The following is a 16,025-nucleotide window of genomic DNA, read 5'->3' on the forward strand; positions in this document are numbered from 1 at the left end:
ACCGATGACGGAAGCGCGGGGCATAACGACGGCCGCGGCGAAAGCCGCGACCAGACAGAAGGTCGCAAGGCTGGCCTTCTGGTCGATCATCATCTCTGGCGTCGTGCTCGCCCTAAAGCTTGTCGCCTGGTACATCACCGGTTCGGTCGCGCTCTATTCGGACGCGGCGGAATCGATCGTCAACGTGATTGCTTCGGCTGCCGCTTTCTGGGCGATCCAGGTCAGCTACAAGCCCGCCGATCAGGATCATCCCTTCGGCCATCACAAGGCCGAATACTTCTCGGCCGTGCTCGAAGGGGTGCTGATTGTCGTCGCAGCCCTCCTGATCCTCAACGAGGTCTGGCGGTCCTGGCAGCACCCCGCGCCGCTGGAACAGCCCTGGAAAGGCCTTGCCGTCAACGGCGTGGCGACCATCATCAACGCGATCTGGGGCTGGATCCTGATCAGCTCCGGCCGGAACGCGAAGTCGCCGGCTCTTGTCGCCGACGGCCAGCACATCATGACCGACGTGGTGACGTCCGTCGGTGTGTTCGGCGGCCTTGTCGGCGCCGTGCTCACCGGCTGGCAGATCCTCGATCCCGCTCTCGCCGTCATCGTCGCGCTCAACATCCTGTGGCAAGGCTGGCATGTCATCGGCTCGTCGATGAACGGGCTGATGGACCGCGCCGTCGACACCCAGGAGCATATGCAGATCCGCGACATCATCTCGGCCAATTCGAAAGGCGCGATCGAGGTGCATGACCTGAAGACGCGCATCGCCGGGCGCGCCACTTTCATCGAGTTCCACCTTGTCGTCGACGCCGACATGACGGTCGGCGCCAGTCACGTCATCTGCGATCGCATCGAGGATGCGCTGAAGGCCGAGATCCCCTCGGTGCGCGTCACCATCCATGTCGAGCCGGACGACGAGGCGAAGCTGCCGAAAGGCACGACCGCGGTGCCTTTCGCGTAGCAGAGCGCGAAGGTCTGTCGAGATTCAGGTCAGGCCGAGTCGAGAACGGTGGCTTCCGAGAACCGGAGCGGAACGTACTTAAAGTACGTGAGCACCGGAAGCGCAGGAATCCACCGTTCGCAGCCGGCCTCACCTGAATATCGCCGGACCTTAAGGTGCGCAGGCCGATTGCGGCATGGGCTGCAGCCGATAGACCTTGTCGTCGGACCTGGTCTTGCCATCTGCCATCTTCGAGCAGAGATCGACGACCGCAACCGCATTGTTGGGGTTCGCGACCATCATCGTGCCGTCGGCGCCGCGCTTGAGGAAAATCTCCTTCTGCGAGATGTCGCAGGAGAAATCGCTCATTTTCGCGCTGGCCGAGCAGCGCCACTGGTCGGCCTCGCCCTGGCAGGAATAGGTCTGCGTGACCTTGGTGCCCTTCTGCCTGGTCGTCACCGAAACGGCGATATCCGCGCCGTCAGGCCAGTTCGCGGCATCGCCGCCGGCGGCAAAGGAGGCGAGCTCTATCGGCCCGCGAAAGACGCGGATCGATTGCGTCAGCTGGTTGGGATGCGACTTCAGATGCTGATCGTCGTAGTCGCGCCCGAAGCAGAAGGGCTGGTCGGGCTTCAGCCGCACGCGCAACGGGTCGCCAAGCGCCGGGTCGATCGGATCGATGCGCGCGAACTCCGCCTTGCAGCTATCGGCCGGCATCGGGTCCAGCTTGAAATTATCGTCCTCGCTGCCCAGCGCCTGCTTGGCATACTCTGCCTTGCTCATCGACTCCGACGCATCAGGGTCGAGATAGACGTCCGGCGACAGGCCGGACAGAAGCAGCTTGCCCTTGTCGTCGACCTTCAGCGAGGCCAGCGTCCGGTCGCAGTCCATGCCGCAGCGGATGCCGCTCGCCTTGTCGCTCGGATCTTGCTTGTTGCACCAGCTGCTCGCCCATTCCGGCTTCTTGGCGCCACGCACCGTGGTGGTGAGGAAGCCGTTATAGGAAGTATCATGGTTTGCGGAGGGCTCTTCATTCGGCCGGCTGACCGGGTCGTGGCCGTAGAAAAAGAAGATGCGCGCCACCCTCTGGTGCGGATGCGCCTTGAGATGGGCGGCGTCGTAGACACGGCCGAAGCAGGCATCGGCGCCGGTCGGGCTGAGCTCGGGAAGATTGGGCGGCTGTTCCGCGCGCGCCGGGCCGGCAAAAGCGGCAAGTACAGCGCAAAGGGCCGCGCCCGCCATGGTCCTCGCTACCATGGTCCTCGACGTCATGTGATCCTCCTCCCACCGACCGGCCTGGCATATGCTAGTCTAGAGCAATTCCAGGAAAAGTGCGTAGCGGTTTTCCGTCCGGAATTGCGTAAAAACAAAGAGCTAGGGCGTTTCGCCGGTTCCGTGAAACGGTGAAACGCACTAGGAGTGCCGCCCGGACCATGCAAAATCATGCGAGGCGGCGAGGCAAGGAGGATACGATGCTGCGCCGTGACATTTTTCGTGCCGGCCTCGCAGGCGCCGCGGGCCTGTTCGGCCTGAGCCGCGCAAAGGCGGCAATACCTGAGGGAAGGCTGAAGGTCGCCTATCACCTCAGCGACGCCGACAAGGTCAACTTCGTCCTCGGCAACATCAAGAACCACTACGAAGGCACCGGCGGCAATGTCGATATCGTGCTTGTGGTGCACGGTCCGGCCCTGGCCGCCTTCAAGGCCAAGGGCGCTTCCGGCGCGGTTTCCAGCCGCTTTGCCGGTCTTGTCCAGCAGGGCCTTGTCCCGCAAGCCTGCGGCAACACCCTGCACGGCATGGACATCACGCTGACCGATCTGCTGGCGGGCTTCGAGCTTGCCGAGAAAGGCGGCGTCGTGAAGCTCGCCGAACTGCAGCACCAGGGCTATGTCTATCTCAGGCCCTGAATGCGCGCCGACTTGAAGGTCAGGCCGGCAATGGCCTACGAAGAATGGTTACCCGGAGGCCAGCCGACATGACGACACTTGCCATCCCCGATCTCGCCGGCAAAGCGGTGCTGGTCACTGGCGCTTCGACCGGCATAGGTGCCGCCCTTGCCCGCGCCTACGCGGCGCAGAAATGCCGCGTCGCGCTGCATTACAATGCGAGCCGCGAAGCCGCCGAGAACCTGGCCACATCCGTCCGCGACGATGGCGGCGAGGTGTTTCTGGTCCAAGGCGATTTTTCGACACCCGCCGACGTCGAGCGTGTCGTCGAGGAGAGCGCCAACCATTTCGGCCGGCTCGACGGCCTGGTCAACAATGCCGGCGGCATGCTTGGCCGCGTCGCCTATGCCGATCAGGACGAGGCGCAGTACGACGCGGTTATGGACCTCAACGCGCGCTCGGTGCTGACCGCCTCGCGCAAGGCGATACCGTGGCTGAAGCGCCAAGGCGGCTTCATCATCAACACCACCTCGATCGCCGCACGCAACGGCGCCGGCGGCGGCGCCGGCTTGTATGGTTCATCGAAAGCCTTCGTTTCCAACGTGACGCGCGGCATGGCCAAGGAGCTGATCGGCTTCGGCATCCGCGTCAACGCGGTGGCGCCCGGCACGATCCTGACGCCCTTCCACGAACGCTATTCGAACGCCGAGCAGATCAAGGCCATGGTCGCTACAATACCGCAGGGCCGCGCCGGAACGCCTCAGGATTGCGTCGGAGCCTATCTGTTCCTGTCTTCCGACCTCTTGAGCGGCTACATCGTCGGCCAGGTGATCGAGGTCAATGGCGGCCAGTTGATGCCGTGAGCTGGCGATTGCATACTTGATGCAGCGTGCAACCTGGAGGGAGAGCAAGGAATGTTCGGACTGATCGGCAAGATGCGGGCAGCACGCGGCCAGCGCGACGCGGTCATGGATGTGCTGCGCGAGACGACCGGCGCCCTGCCCGGCTGCCTGAGCTACATCATCGCAATAGACCCAGTCGACGCCGACGCGATCTGGGTCACCGAAGTGTGGACCGACCAGGCGAGCCACAAAGCCTCGTTGCAACTGCCGCAGGTCCAGGCGGCGATTGCCAAGGCGCGCCCCTTCATCGCCGGCTTCGAATTCCAGATCGAGACCCAGCCCGTCGGCGGGTTTGGCCTTCCGACGCCCGATAAGGCTGGCTGACCTCCCGCACGCGCATTTTCCGCAAAAAGCGGGTTCGCATTTGTCTGCGTCCCGTCTAAGAGCGGAACATGGACTCCTCGCCAGAGCAACCATCACAGGACCCTGCGCCCATCGAGCGCATGGCGCGCCTGCGCCCGCCGCAGCAATGGCTGGTGCTTTTGGTGTTCTCGCTCCTCTTCGCCGGCGCGCTGGAACTGGCCGCCCTGCCGGCGGCGCTGCTGATCGGCCCGATGCTTGCCGCGATCCTGGCCGGCACCAACGGCGCCACGGTGCGCGTGCCGCGACCGCTGTTCGGCGCGGCACAGGCGATCGTCGGCTGCCTGGTTGCCGGCTCGATCTCGGCCGACATCTTTCCGGTGTTTTTTGCTGAATGGCCGCTTTTCATCGCTGTGGTGGTCGCCACCGTCGCCGCCTCCAGCCTGCTCGGATGGCTGATCAGCCGCTGGCGCATCCTGCCCGGCACCACCGCGGTCTGGGGCTCCTCGCCGGGCGCCGCCACCGCCATGGTGCTGATGGCCGGCGCCTTCGGCGCCGACCAGCGTCTCGTCGCCTTCATGCAATATCTTCGCGTCATCTTCGTCTCGATGACGGCCGCGATCGTCGCCAAGATGTGGGTCGACACATCCGGCGTCGAAGTGCCGCCGATCGTCTGGTTTCCGCCGATCGATGCCTTCGCCTTTGCGGCCACGATCGGCATTGCGGCCGTGGGCGGCCTGGCCGGAAAGCTGGTCAGGCTGCCCTCGCCGTCTTTTCTCGGCACCTTCATTTTCGGCGCTGTGATCCATCTCGGCCTCGGCGTGCCGATGCAACTGCCGCCCTGGCTGCTGGCGATCAGCTACGCCATGGTCGGCTGGTCGATCGGGCTGAATTTCACCCGGCCGATCCTGCGCCATGCGGCGCGCGCCCTGCCGCAGATCATCGGCTCGATCGTTGCGCTGATCGCCTTTTGCGGCGGCATGGCCTTCGTCATCAGCCGCCTGCTCGGCATCGATCCGCTGACCGCTTACCTGGCGACCAGCCCGGGCGGCATGGACAGTGTCGCCATCATCGCCGCCGCGGCGCAGAACGTCGATATCTCCTTCGTCATGGCCTTGCAGTCGGCGCGCTTCCTGGTCGTGCTGCTCATTGGGCCAAGCGTAGCCAAGCTGGTGGCGCGAAACGTCAGGGCCTGATCCGGGCTATCCAGTGCCAGGGCAATTCCAGGAAAAGCGCTCGGCGGTTGGGCTCGGCGCCTTCGCCGTAGCCTTCCGTCCGGAATTGCTTAAAAGCAGAAAGTTAGAGCAAGGGGAATTGCCGATGAACCGCCGTTTGAACGCCGTCGATCTTTCTGGCCGCGTCGCCGTGGTGACGGGCGGCGCGCAAGGCATCGGCCTTGCGGTCGCGCGACGCCTGTTGTCGTCGGGCGCGAGCGTCGCCATCTGGGACGTCGACCAGGCCGCAATGAGCAAAGCTGCCGCCGAACTCGCGTCGCTCGGCCGCGTCGAGGCGATCCTTTGCGACCAGTCGCAGATCGAGGCCGTCGATCGCGCCGCCGCCGAGACCGAGCGGACGCTTGGCCCCGTCGACCTCCTCGTCAACAATGCCGGCATTGCCGGGCCGGCGGCGACCGTCGTGGACTACGACCCCGCCGCCTGGCGCCAGATCGTCGATATCGACCTCAACGGCGTCTTCTACTGCTGCCGACGCCTGGTGCCCGGCATGGTCGCGCGCAATTACGGCCGCATCGTCAACATCTCCTCGGTGGCCGGCAAGGAAGGCAATCCCAACGCCGCCGCCTATTCGGCCGCCAAGGCCGGCGTGCTGGCGCTGACCAAGTCGCTCGGCAAGGAGCTTGCCGGCCACGACATCGCCGTCAACGCGCTGACGCCCTCGCCCGCCCGCACCCGCATCCTCGAGCAGCTCACCGAGGCCCAGGTTGCCTATATGCTCGGCAAGGTGCCGCGCGGCCGCTTCGTCGAGGTCGAAGAGGCCGCTGCCATGGTCGTCTTCATGCTGTCGGACGAGAACTCCTTCACCACTGGCGCCACCTTCGACCTCTCCGGCGGACGCACGACCTACTGACCGCACGCCGCCCACGCGAACCTATCGCCTGGTCGCAAGCCGCTCCGGCAGGAAATCGACGAAGACGCGGACCTTCGGCGAAAGGTGGCGGTTGGACGGCCACAGCATGCGGAACTGGCCGCGGCCGTCGACATGATCGTCGAGCACGGTGCGCAGCCTTCCGTCATCCAGCGCCTCCCGCACCAGGAAATCGGGCATGCAGGCGATGCCGAGACCAGCAAGCGTCGCGCCCTTCAATGCCTCCATGTTGTTGCAGATCAGCATCGAGCGTATCTGCGGTGCGGCACTGCCGGTGATGAACGGCCAGTTGAGCAGCCTGCCGCTGTTGAGGAAGCGGAAATGTATGCCGAAATGCGCCGCGAGACCCGCCGGCGTACCGGGCGTGCCATGCCGATCGAGATAGGACGACGCGGCGCACAAGATCATGCGAAAAGGCGCGACCGGCCTCGACACCAGCCGTGAATCGGGCAGCTCGCCACTGCGGATCGCAACGTCGATACCCTCTTCGATGACGTCGACGATGCGATCGTTGAAATCGATGTCGAGCTCGATTTCCGGGTATCGCGCCATGAACTCCGACAGCACCGGCAAAAGCAGGTGATAGGTGACGATCGGCGTCGAGATGCGCAGCCGCCCATGCGGCGTTTCGCGTGTCCGCGACAGCATCGCCTCCGCCTCGTCGATATCGTCGAGGATGCGGCGCACCCGCTCGTTGAACAGCTTGCCTTCCTCGGTCAGGCCTATGCGCCGCGTGCTGCGCTGCAGGAGCCGCACGCCGAGCTCCTGCTCGAGCCGGGCGACGCTCTTGCCGACGGCGGAGGCGGAGATGCCGAGCGCCCGTCCGGCGGCGACGAAACTACCGAGCTCCGCGGTGCGGGCAAAAGCCAGAAGGCCGTTGAGACGATCCATGGCGTAGAACCTATTCGAGCGTTTCAGTCCAGGATGACTGGAGATCTAATACTATTTTGCCGGAAATGTCGCCGCCCTATCTTGTCGTTGCGATCGGCGCCGCCAGTGCGCGGCATGCCGGAAAATCCCGCCTCAGATAGGAAAATCCATGACTTTGATGACCAGAACCGGCCCGACCGGCAGATGGCTCGTGCTGCTGTCGGTTTGCCTTGCCGCCATGACGATGCCGTTGAGCTTCACCGGTCCCGCCGTGGCGCTCGCGCGCATTGCCGCCGATCTTGGCGGCAGTCCGCTCGCGCTCAATTGGGTGACCAACGCCTTCATGCTGACCTTCGGCGCCGGCCTGATGGCGGCTGGAGCGTTGGCCGACAACCATGGCCGCAAGCGGATCTTCCTCGCCGGCCTCGCCACCTATCTCGTCGCCGCGCTGGGCTGCATGCTGGCGCCAGGCATCGTCTGGTTCGATTTGTTCAGGGCCCTGCAGGGCGTTGGTGGTGCTGCCGCCTTCGCCGGCGGCGCCGCAGCACTAGCCCAGGAATTCGACGGGCAATCGCGGTTGCGCGCCTTCAGTTTCCTAGGCACCAGCTTCGGCATCGGTCTTGCCTTCGGCCCGGTTGCCTCCGGCCTGCTCATCGACGCATTCGGTTGGCGCGCGATCTTTCTCCTGGTGGCGGCGCTTGGCGTTGCCGCCGCCGCTCTCGGTCTGCGCACCGTCGCCGAATCGAGCGACCCGGATGCAACCGGGCTCGACTGGGCGGGAGCCGGCACCTTCACCATCGCGCTTGCCGCGTTGACTTACGGTGTGCTGCAGGCACCGCAGAGCGGCTGGGCCAATCCCTTCGTTATCGCGCTCCTCGGCGTGGCTGCAATTTGCTTTGCCGCCTTCGTCATTGTCGAGCGGCGCGCGCGCCGGCCGATGCTGGACCTGACGCTGTTTCGCTTCCCGCGTTTCGTCGGCGTGCAATTCCTGGCCGCGGCGCCCGCCTATGCCTTCGTCGTCCTGCTCGTGCTCCTGCCGATCCGCTTCATCGGCATCGAGGGGATGAGCGAGATCAGGGCGGGGCAGTTGATGATCTGCCTCTCCGGGCCGCTGCTGATCCTGCCGCTGCTGGCCGGCCAGGCGGCGCGCTGGATCGCCCCGGCGACGATCTGCGGTGTGGGCCTGCTCATCGCGGCAGCCGGCCTTGTCTGGCTCAGCCATGTGCCCGCAGCGGACGGCGCGCTGGTGGCCCCGCTGATCCTGATCGGCATCGGCATCGCCTTGCCCTGGGGGCTGATGGACGGACTTGCCGTCAGCGTCGTGCCGAAGGAGCGCGCCGGCATGGCGGTCGGCATCTTCAACACCACCCGCGTCGCCAGCGAGAGCGTGGCGCTGGCGATCGTCATGGCGACCCTGTCGGGCTTCATCGCTGTGCGGCTCGGCGCTCAGGGACTGGCCTCGCCCGCCGAAGCGACCGCGGCGGCGCAGCTGCTGGCAACCGGCAATATCGCGGGGACGGCGCAACATCTGCACCTGGCCGACGCCAGTGCCCTGATTCAAGCTTACGAAATGGCCTTCGACCAGCTGCTTGTCGTGCTGGCGACCATCACGGTGCTTACCGCCATTGTCGTCTTCCTTGGCCTGCGTCGCGGATCAGCGCCGGAACAAGAGGTCGCTCCCGTCCCGGCCTGCCAGGAAGGTTGACGCCACGTGACGCCATCGAGTCCGGCGCCGGCATCAAAAAATACTTGACTAACATACTCATATTTGAGAGCGCGTGGGGCGCAATCAAACATGAGAATTGGAGACAGGTTAATGCCGAAGCGGTCAAGGACGTGGCGCCGGGGATTATCTTTGCTGGCGGGCAGCGCCATCCTCGGCCATGCCTGGCCGGCAATTGCCCAGGATGGCGGCGACGCCACCGTTCTTGACCGGATCGAGGTGACCGCCGAGAGCAACGAGATCCTGAAGCAGGATGGCTATGTCGCCAAGAAGGATCGCATCGGCACCAAGACCGACACGCCGATCGCCAGGATCCCGCAGGCGGTTTCGGTCGTCACGCAGAAGCAGATCGAGGACCAGAAGCCGCGCACGCTGAACGATGCGCTGGGCTACACGGCCAGCGCCAATCCCAACAGCTTCGGTTTCGACACGCGCTACGACGCCTTCTTCCTGCGCGGCTTCCAGGCCTTCTACAACGGCATGTTCCGCGACGGGCTGCGCCAGTACAACGGCCCCTCCGCCTGGTTCAAGACAGAGCCTTACGGCATCGAGGGTGTCACCATCCTGAAGGGGCCGGCCTCGTCGCTTTACGGCGTCAGCGGTCCGGGCGGCATCGTCAATGTCGTCACCAAGCGCCCCAAGGACGAGCCGTTCCACGAGATCGAGCTGCTGGCCGGCGAGCACAACCGCTTCCAGGCGGCGCTCGACGCCTCCGGGCCGGTCAATGACGACGGCAGCATCCTCTATCGCTTCACCAGCCTCGGCCGCCTAAGCGAGACCGGCCTGCCCGACTATCCCGACGACAAGCTCTATCTGGCGCCGGCCGTCACCTTCAAGCCGGACGAGGACACCAGGCTCACCATCCTCGGCGAGTATTCCAAATCGGTCACAGGCGGCACCGCGGCCTTCTACAACTCCGCCTATGGCGTGTTGTCGAACGTCTATGAAGGCGATCCGGCCTGGAACGATTTCACCCAGGACCAGGGGCGCATCGGCTACGAGTTCGAGCACCGCTTCAACGACTGGCTGACCGTGCGCCAGAACCTGCGCTACAACGCCGTCGATTCAGATATCGAATATAGCGGCCATTACTCGGTCGGCGCCGACCAGCCGCTGCAGCGCTACTGGGGCCACTACACCGAGGCGATGAAGAACTTCGTTGTCGACAACATGGCGCAGCTCGAATTCGATACCGGCGCGGTCAAGCACACAGCGATTGCCGGCATCGACTACGCCTGGTCGGACTATGACGCTGGCGACGGTCTCTCCTATGTTTCGGTCGGCGACATCGAAGCCGCCCCCGTCCCCCATTCCGGCGGGCAGGAGATGAACCAGCTCGGCGTCTATCTGCACGACCAGATGGAATGGGATGATTTCACCCTCTTCACCAGCGGTCGCTACGACTGGGTCGACACCACCTCCACCGCGGCGGATTTCAGCCAGTCGAAGCAGAAGGACAGCGCCTTCTCCGGCCGCGTCGGCCTGTCCTACCGGACAGAATGGGGCATCATTCCCTACATCAACTATTCGACCTCGTTCTCGCCCAATATCGGCTTCGTCTATGACGCCGTCTCCAGTTCTGTCGGCCGCGTCGCCCGCCCGACCATCGCCACACAGAAGGAGATCGGCGTCAAATACGAGATCCCCGACCACAACGCGACCGTCAGCGCCGCGCTGTTCGACATCGACCAGAAGGACGGCGTGGTCTTCGACGCCTCGACCGGCGTCAACAAGCAGCGCCAGCTCGACCTCAACTCGCGCGGCGTCGAACTGGAAGCCAATGCCTCGCTCGACAATGGCTTCAGCGTCATTGCCTCCTACACCTATCTGCGCGTGAAGATCGAACGCGGCGCCGAAGGCACCGCCGGCAAGGAACTGTCGGCGACGCCGAACCACATCCTTTCGCTCTGGGGCCTTTATCAGTTCGAGAACGGCACGTTGGAAGGTCTCGGGCTCGGAGCCGGCGTGCGCTTCGCCAGCGCGAGCTATGGCGACGACACCAACACCTTCAAGAACGACGCGCGCGCCTTCGTCGACGCCTCGCTGTCCTACGACTTCGGCTACCGCAACCCGAAGCTCGAAGGCGTCAAGCTGCAGATCAACGCCAAGAACCTGTTCGACAACCAGCAGACGATCTGCTCCGCCGGCTATTGCTACCGTGACGAGGGCCGCTCGCTGTTCGGCAGCCTGCGCTACCGTTTCTGATGTCGGTTTCCGTCTCAAACCGGGCCGCCTCGTCGCCGGCCGCCGTCGTCGCGGCGATCGGCGGCCTCTATGTGACGCAGAGCGTGATCGGCGGCATCACCTGGACAGGGCTGCCGGCCGTGATGCGCGATCAGGGCCTGCCGCTCGACCGCATCGGCCTGCTCACCCTGATCGCCTTGCCGTGGGCGCTGAAGTTCCTGTGGTCGCCAGCGGTGGAACGCTACCGGCTTCCGCCGGCGGGCAGGAACCGCACCGGCACGATCGTGCTCATCGGCGGCCTCGTTTCCATCGCCGGACTGCTGGCCGTCGCCCAGCTCGGCCCGGCTGCCTTCTGGCCGGTCGTCGCCTGCCTCACGGTGGTCGCCTTTGCGGCCTCCACCGTCGACATCGCCTGCGACGGTTTTGCGGTGCAGAACCTTGCCGGCAGGAATCTCGGCTGGGGCAATGCCGCCCAGGTCGGCGGCGCCTATCTCGGCTCGGCGATCGGTGCCGGCCTGTTCCTCTATCTGGTCGAAATCCATGGCTGGCGCGCGGCGGTCTCGGCCATGGCCTCGCTGCTGGTGCTGCTCGGCCTGCCCTTCCTGCTCGGCATCGCCGGTCAATCGCGGATCGAAGTGCGTGAACACGTCCCTGCGCTCGCCACGGCGCTGCAACGCCCGCAGATACGCCGCGGCCTCGCGGCGTCCGCGATCTATGTCCTGGCGCAGAAGGCGGCGCTGGCCATGCTCGGCCCATTTCTCATCGATGCCGGGCTCAGCCTTTCCACGATCGGGCTGGTGAACGGCGCCGGCAGCATGATCCTCGGCGTCGCAGCCGCGCTTGCCGGCGGCGCGCTCGTCCGATGGCGGGGCACGCGCAGCGTGCTTGTGCTCGCGCTCGTCCTGCAGGCCGGATCGCTGTTCATCCTCGCCGCCTTCGCTTTTTCGGGCGTTTTCCCGACAGGTCCCCTGGTAACCGTCGCGATGCTGAGTTCCTCTGGCATCATGGCGCTCGGCTTCGTGGCGCTCTATGCGCAGTTCATGCGCTGGTCGGATCCGAGGCAGGCGGGCGTCGATTTCACGCTTTTCCAATGCATGGACGCGTTGGTGAGCATGTCGGGCGGCATCCTGGCCGGCTATGCGGCGCAGCATCTCGGCTATGGCGCGCTGTTCGGTGGCGCCGGCGTGGTCGCGCTGCTGGCGGCGCCGGCGATCGCCATGGTCAGCGACCGCGACTGAAGACGGCGCTATTCCTCGCCGCCCGCGGCCTCACCCTGCGCGCCGCGACGCCAATAGGCGGTGACCAGGTGCCGGTCGCGCGGCAGGCCCCACTCCTTGCGCACGATGCCGCGGATCTCGCGGAAGTCGGCGAACTCGCAGCCGGCCCAGACAAATAGGTCATCGGCCGCGGGGCCGCGCTCACGCAGCGCTTCCGGCAGCAAGCCGGCGCGGCCTGCTTCGCGGCCATGCCGGTAAAGCCAGCGGACGGCGATGTTCTTCCCCTCAGCCAGCGCGATCCGGTCTTGTGGACCGTCGACCTCGATCAAGGCCTCGGCGCGGGCGGACGGCGCAAGCTCTTCCAAAATCCTGCCGATCGCGGGCAGCGCCGTGTCGTCGCCGGCGAGAAGCAGGTTTCGTGCCTCCGGCACACCGCCGCCGCCGGGGCCGATCACGCCGATGATGTCGCCGGCTCGCGCATTCTGCGCGAAGGTCGCGGCCGGCGTCTCGGCGCCGGGATGCAGCACGAAGTCGACATCGAGCCAGCCCTCGGCTACGTCCAACGCGCGGATCGTGTAGACCCGTACGGTCAGCGCATCCTCGCCCGATGGCCAGACGATCAGCCCGTCCGCGCCCATGGTCGGCCAGACCGCCTGGCGTCCGGCCGGCGGCAGCAGAAGACGGACATGCAATCCACCATGGGCGAAACGGCCGAGATCGCGGCCAAAGAAGCGGAGGCTCTGCATATGCGGCGACAGCCGCGTCGAGGACACAACCGAAATCTCGCGGAAGAACACCGGCGTGCCGGCATCCGTGCCGTCGCCTTGCCAACGCAACCCTTCGGTGGTGCTGAGATGCGCGGCGATATGGCCGGCGAAGATCATCTTCATGTAGGAGAGGCAGGTCTCGTCTTCCGCCGCGACACGCACCAGCACGCCGCTGTCCTCGAACGAGGCATTTAACGAGCCGTAATGCATGCGGAATTCCCATCGGCCGGCATCGCCTGTGTCGATCTCATGCTCGCTATGCTCGGCGCGCAGCCTGTCCATCACCGCGCGGATGTCATCGTTCTGGATACGGGTTTGCGCGCTCAAAAGATTCATAGCCGGGCCCTTCGATGCCGAGTGCGGCGGCACCGGCCGAAGTCCGATATCGCCAGGCGCCGGCATGCCACAGCGCAAGCGGTATTGCCACTAAAACATGATTATGAAAGTCATATTTTTAGGCGAGACTGCACGAAAGCCCGCGACGCGTCCGGTTTCAGCTGATGACCAGGCTCGCGATCCGGTCGCCGTCGAGTGTGAAGGCCATGTCGCCCTCGCCATTGAAGCCATTGCCGGTCACGGCGACGCGGGCATGGTAGACGCCGTCGCGCTCCGCGACGTGGACGATACGAAGGTTGGACTGGACGCCGATATTGTCCGACTGGTTCCACCGCGCGACCCCATCGCGGCCATGGAAATCGCGACCCCAGTCGCTGAGGAAAGCCTTCTCGGTGAACGTATCGAGAAAAGCCTCTGTATCACCGGCGTTGGTGGCTTCGACAAAGCGGCGGATCGGATCGGGTGTGGTCATCAATCTAGCCTATGCATCAAATCATCATCCAACCAGCGGCCGAAGAAGTAGATAAGCTGCTTGTGCCACCACGGCCAGTCATGGCTGACGTCGCCGCCCCAATAGTCGACCCAGGCCGGGATGGACTTGCCGCGCAGCACCTGTTCCAGCTCGCGCGTCTCGACAAGCATGCGCTCCTCCCAGGCGCCTTGGCCGCAGCAGAAGATCAGCCTGAGCGCCCTGAGCCGCCCGAGCAGCTTCTGGTCGACGATGCCTGGCAGGTAATCGAGCGGCGAGTTGAAATAGATGTTGCCTTCAAGCGTCCTGCCGAAGAAGTCGCGGGCCGAATAGACGCCGGAGAGCGAGATCACGCCGCTCGCCAACTCCGGGAAGCGGAACACGAAATTCGACGAGTGGTAGCCGCCCATCGAGCAGCCGCAAAACAGCGGCTTCAGAGCGCGGCCACCGTTCGCCTTGGCGGCGACCGCCTGCAGCTCCGGCAGCGCTTCCTCGCGCACATAGCGGAAATAGGCCTCGTGGCGGGCGATGCGATGCGCCGCGTCGGCATGCTTGTTGAAGAAGGATTCCGAATCGATGCCATCGAGCGTGAAGAGCTGGATGCGGCCGGTGTCGATGAAGTCGGCGAGCGCGCCGACGCCGCCTGAATCCTCGAACTGGTAGAAGCGCCCCTGCGAGGTCGGGAACACCACCACCGGACGCCCGGCATGGCCATAGCGCTTGTATTCCATGTCGCGGCCGAGATTGCGGGCATGGCCCTTGTGATAGGAGACGTCCATCGGCTCAGGCCTTTTCCGCGTGGATATAGTCGACCGCCTGGCGCAGCGCCTTCTGGTCCTTCGAACGCATCTGGTAGGCGTAATTGCCCATGGCGCGGCTGAAGACCTCTTCGATGGCCTGGTGATGGACGATCTTGTCGCCGTGCGCGGCTAGCACGTCCGCATGGCTGTGCAAATAGTCGATGTGGCGCTTGCGGCTGGCATAAGCGGTGAAATACTTGCCCTTGTAAGGGCCGCTGGCGGCATCCTTGACCACCATGTCGGCCCAGGCGGTATAGACGTCGGTGTCGAACGTGTAGTTGATGGCGTCCGTCATCCAGGCGCCGGGCGGGCGCATGTTGACCTCGAGCGCGATGATGCGCCTGTCCCTGGTTTCGAACAGCTCGATGTGGAAGAAGCGCTCGCGCACATCGAACGCCTTCAGTATCTTGCGGCCCGCCTCCTCGACCTCCGGGCTGATCTCGGGAAAGCAGGTGTAGCTCATGTGGCGGTCCTTGTTGACCGCCTCCATGATGCTCTGGTCGTAACGGTGGCTGGCCGCCAGCACCACCTCGCCGTCGCGGTTGACCAGCCCGTCGAAGGTCACCACCAGCCCCTCGATGAACTGCTCCATGACGAAGGTGACGCCCTCGGGCTTGTCCCTGAAGAACTGGTCGAGTTCCTTGGCGTTGGAGATCTTGAAGGTGTTCGAGGCGCCGGAGCCCGAATCCGGCTTGACCACCACCGGGTAGCCGACACGGCGGATGAACGTCATGGCGCCGGCGCGGTCGGAGCATTTGCGCTGCGGGATGGTCTCGACGCCGCTCTTGCGGAAGAAGGCGCGCATGCGACTCTTCCGCTTCAGATTCTTCACGAAATCGACCTTGGTGCCAAAGATGTTGAAGTCGGTGCGGATATTGGCCTCGAGTTCCAGCCAATGCTCGTTCAAGGATTCGAACCGGTCGATGCGGCCCCATTTGTGGATGAAATGCCCCATCGCGCGGAAAACCAGGTCGTAATTCTCCATATCGGCGATGCGGTAATATTCCGACAGCGCCGCCTTCAGCTTGCCGCTCAAGGTCTCGTAAGGCGCATCGCCGATGCCCAGCACCGTGGCGCCCGCCTTCTTCAGACGGTCGCAGAACTCGGCGCCATTGGCGGGAAAATGCGGCGAGAAGAACACGAAGTTCATGGATGACCCCTCCCCGGCGGCTGCCGCCGATGGCTGAGTCTGGCGCATTTGCGGCGCGCGGGGAAGTCCATCTCGCGATCCCGCCATGCGTCCCGCTTGCCTCTGCCGGGCCACTCCTGTAAGAGAGCCGCCATGACCACGCGCGTCCGCTCCGTCGCTTCTTCTCGCACCGGCTTTGCCGGCGAGACCGCGCGCGCGCTCGCTTCGACCCTGCTTCTTCTCGGCCTTATCGGCGATCGCCGGGTTCGCTGAAGGAGCGCCCGGCGGTCGATACCCGCCGCCTCAGGCGCATGCTCCTTGGCAAAGTCACAATCAAGCGAATGAAATTCTGGTAGAGGCGACGCTCGCCATCAATCCGCCCAAGGCGAACATGCGAGCCGCCCGGAG

At 64.9% G+C, this 16,025-nt stretch carries 15 protein-coding genes; 9 read left to right on the forward strand and 6 right to left on the reverse strand.

All coding sequences use genetic code 11. The features are described 5' to 3' along the window. The first annotated feature begins 4 nt into the window (after positions 1-4). On the forward strand, positions 5-952 hold the full coding sequence (locus RFM41_RS00880) for a cation diffusion facilitator family transporter (RefSeq protein ID WP_320245649.1): 948 nt from the start codon (positions 5-7) through the stop codon (positions 950-952). A 150-nt stretch (positions 953-1,102) separates the two neighbouring features. Here the strand turns inward: RFM41_RS00880 and RFM41_RS00885 are convergent, their stop codons facing one another. Next, positions 1,103-2,203 (reverse strand): hypothetical protein, encoded by a 1,101-nt coding sequence (locus RFM41_RS00885; protein WP_320245650.1) that lies wholly within the window; start codon positions 2,201-2,203, stop codon positions 1,103-1,105. Positions 2,204-2,403: 200 nt separating this feature from the next. Here RFM41_RS00885 and RFM41_RS00890 point away from each other — a divergent pair, with 200 nt between their 5' ends. The 5 genes from RFM41_RS00890 to RFM41_RS00910 all read left to right on the forward strand — a co-directional run bounded on the left by RFM41_RS00890 (position 2,404) and on the right by RFM41_RS00910 (position 6,104). Next, entirely contained in the window at positions 2,404-2,838 is a 435-nt protein-coding gene (locus RFM41_RS00890) for a DsrE family protein (RefSeq protein WP_320245651.1), read from the forward strand. Between the two features lie 68 nt (positions 2,839-2,906). After that, a complete protein-coding gene (locus RFM41_RS00895; RefSeq protein ID WP_320245652.1) occupies positions 2,907-3,680 on the forward strand; it encodes an SDR family NAD(P)-dependent oxidoreductase in 774 nt (257 codons plus the stop codon). A 51-nt stretch (positions 3,681-3,731) separates the two neighbouring features. After that, complete coding sequence (locus RFM41_RS00900) at positions 3,732-4,043, forward strand: putative quinol monooxygenase (protein ID WP_320245653.1); 312 nt, start codon at positions 3,732-3,734, stop codon at positions 4,041-4,043. 68 nt (positions 4,044-4,111) lie between these two features. Beyond that, positions 4,112-5,215, forward strand: a complete 1,104-nt coding sequence (locus RFM41_RS00905; protein WP_320245654.1) for an AbrB family transcriptional regulator — start codon at positions 4,112-4,114, stop codon at positions 5,213-5,215. A 136-nt stretch (positions 5,216-5,351) separates the two neighbouring features. Then, positions 5,352-6,104, forward strand: a complete 753-nt coding sequence (locus tag RFM41_RS00910) for an SDR family NAD(P)-dependent oxidoreductase (protein ID WP_320246191.1) — start codon at positions 5,352-5,354, stop codon at positions 6,102-6,104. Between the two features lie 21 nt (positions 6,105-6,125). On the opposite strand, the gene RFM41_RS00915 is transcribed toward RFM41_RS00910, so the two are convergent. After that, positions 6,126-7,013, reverse strand: a complete 888-nt coding sequence (locus RFM41_RS00915; RefSeq protein ID WP_320245655.1) for a LysR family transcriptional regulator — start codon at positions 7,011-7,013, stop codon at positions 6,126-6,128. Positions 7,014-7,161: 148 nt separating this feature from the next. Here RFM41_RS00915 and RFM41_RS00920 point away from each other — a divergent pair, with 148 nt between their 5' ends. The 3 genes from RFM41_RS00920 to RFM41_RS00930 all read left to right on the forward strand — a co-directional run bounded on the left by RFM41_RS00920 (position 7,162) and on the right by RFM41_RS00930 (position 12,137). After that, positions 7,162-8,697, forward strand: a complete 1,536-nt coding sequence (locus tag RFM41_RS00920) for an MFS transporter (protein ID WP_320245656.1) — start codon at positions 7,162-7,164, stop codon at positions 8,695-8,697. 150 nt (positions 8,698-8,847) lie between these two features. Beyond that, complete coding sequence (locus tag RFM41_RS00925) at positions 8,848-10,920, forward strand: TonB-dependent siderophore receptor (protein WP_320319242.1); 2,073 nt, start codon at positions 8,848-8,850, stop codon at positions 10,918-10,920. Then, positions 10,920-12,137 carry an MFS transporter gene (locus RFM41_RS00930; RefSeq protein ID WP_320245658.1) on the forward strand — a complete coding sequence of 406 codons (1,218 nt, stop codon included), beginning with the start codon at positions 10,920-10,922 and terminating at the stop codon, positions 12,135-12,137. The genes RFM41_RS00925 and RFM41_RS00930 overlap by 1 nt, the downstream gene beginning before the upstream one ends. 8 nt (positions 12,138-12,145) lie before the next feature. Here RFM41_RS00930 and RFM41_RS00935 read toward each other — a convergent pair whose 3' ends face one another. From RFM41_RS00935 to RFM41_RS00950, 4 genes are all read right to left on the reverse strand, one after another. After that, entirely contained in the window at positions 12,146-13,219 is a 1,074-nt protein-coding gene (locus tag RFM41_RS00935; protein ID WP_320245659.1) for a siderophore-interacting protein, read from the reverse strand. A gap of 157 nt (positions 13,220-13,376) precedes the next feature. Continuing rightward, positions 13,377-13,691 carry a nuclear transport factor 2 family protein gene (locus RFM41_RS00940; protein WP_320245660.1) on the reverse strand — a complete coding sequence of 105 codons (315 nt, stop codon included), beginning with the start codon at positions 13,689-13,691 and terminating at the stop codon, positions 13,377-13,379. Then, on the reverse strand, positions 13,691-14,467 hold the full coding sequence (locus tag RFM41_RS00945) for an esterase family protein (protein ID WP_320245661.1): 777 nt from the start codon (positions 14,465-14,467) through the stop codon (positions 13,691-13,693). Before RFM41_RS00945 ends, RFM41_RS00940 begins: the two co-directional genes overlap by 1 nt. A 4-nt stretch (positions 14,468-14,471) precedes the next feature. Then, positions 14,472-15,638 carry an ATP-grasp domain-containing protein gene (locus tag RFM41_RS00950; RefSeq protein WP_320245662.1) on the reverse strand — a complete coding sequence of 389 codons (1,167 nt, stop codon included), beginning with the start codon at positions 15,636-15,638 and terminating at the stop codon, positions 14,472-14,474. Between the last annotated feature and the right edge of the window lie 387 nt (positions 15,639-16,025).

This window comes from Mesorhizobium vachelliae (genome assembly GCF_033977325.1).
In the GTDB taxonomy this organism is placed as follows: domain Bacteria; phylum Pseudomonadota; class Alphaproteobacteria; order Rhizobiales; family Rhizobiaceae; genus Mesorhizobium; species Mesorhizobium vachelliae.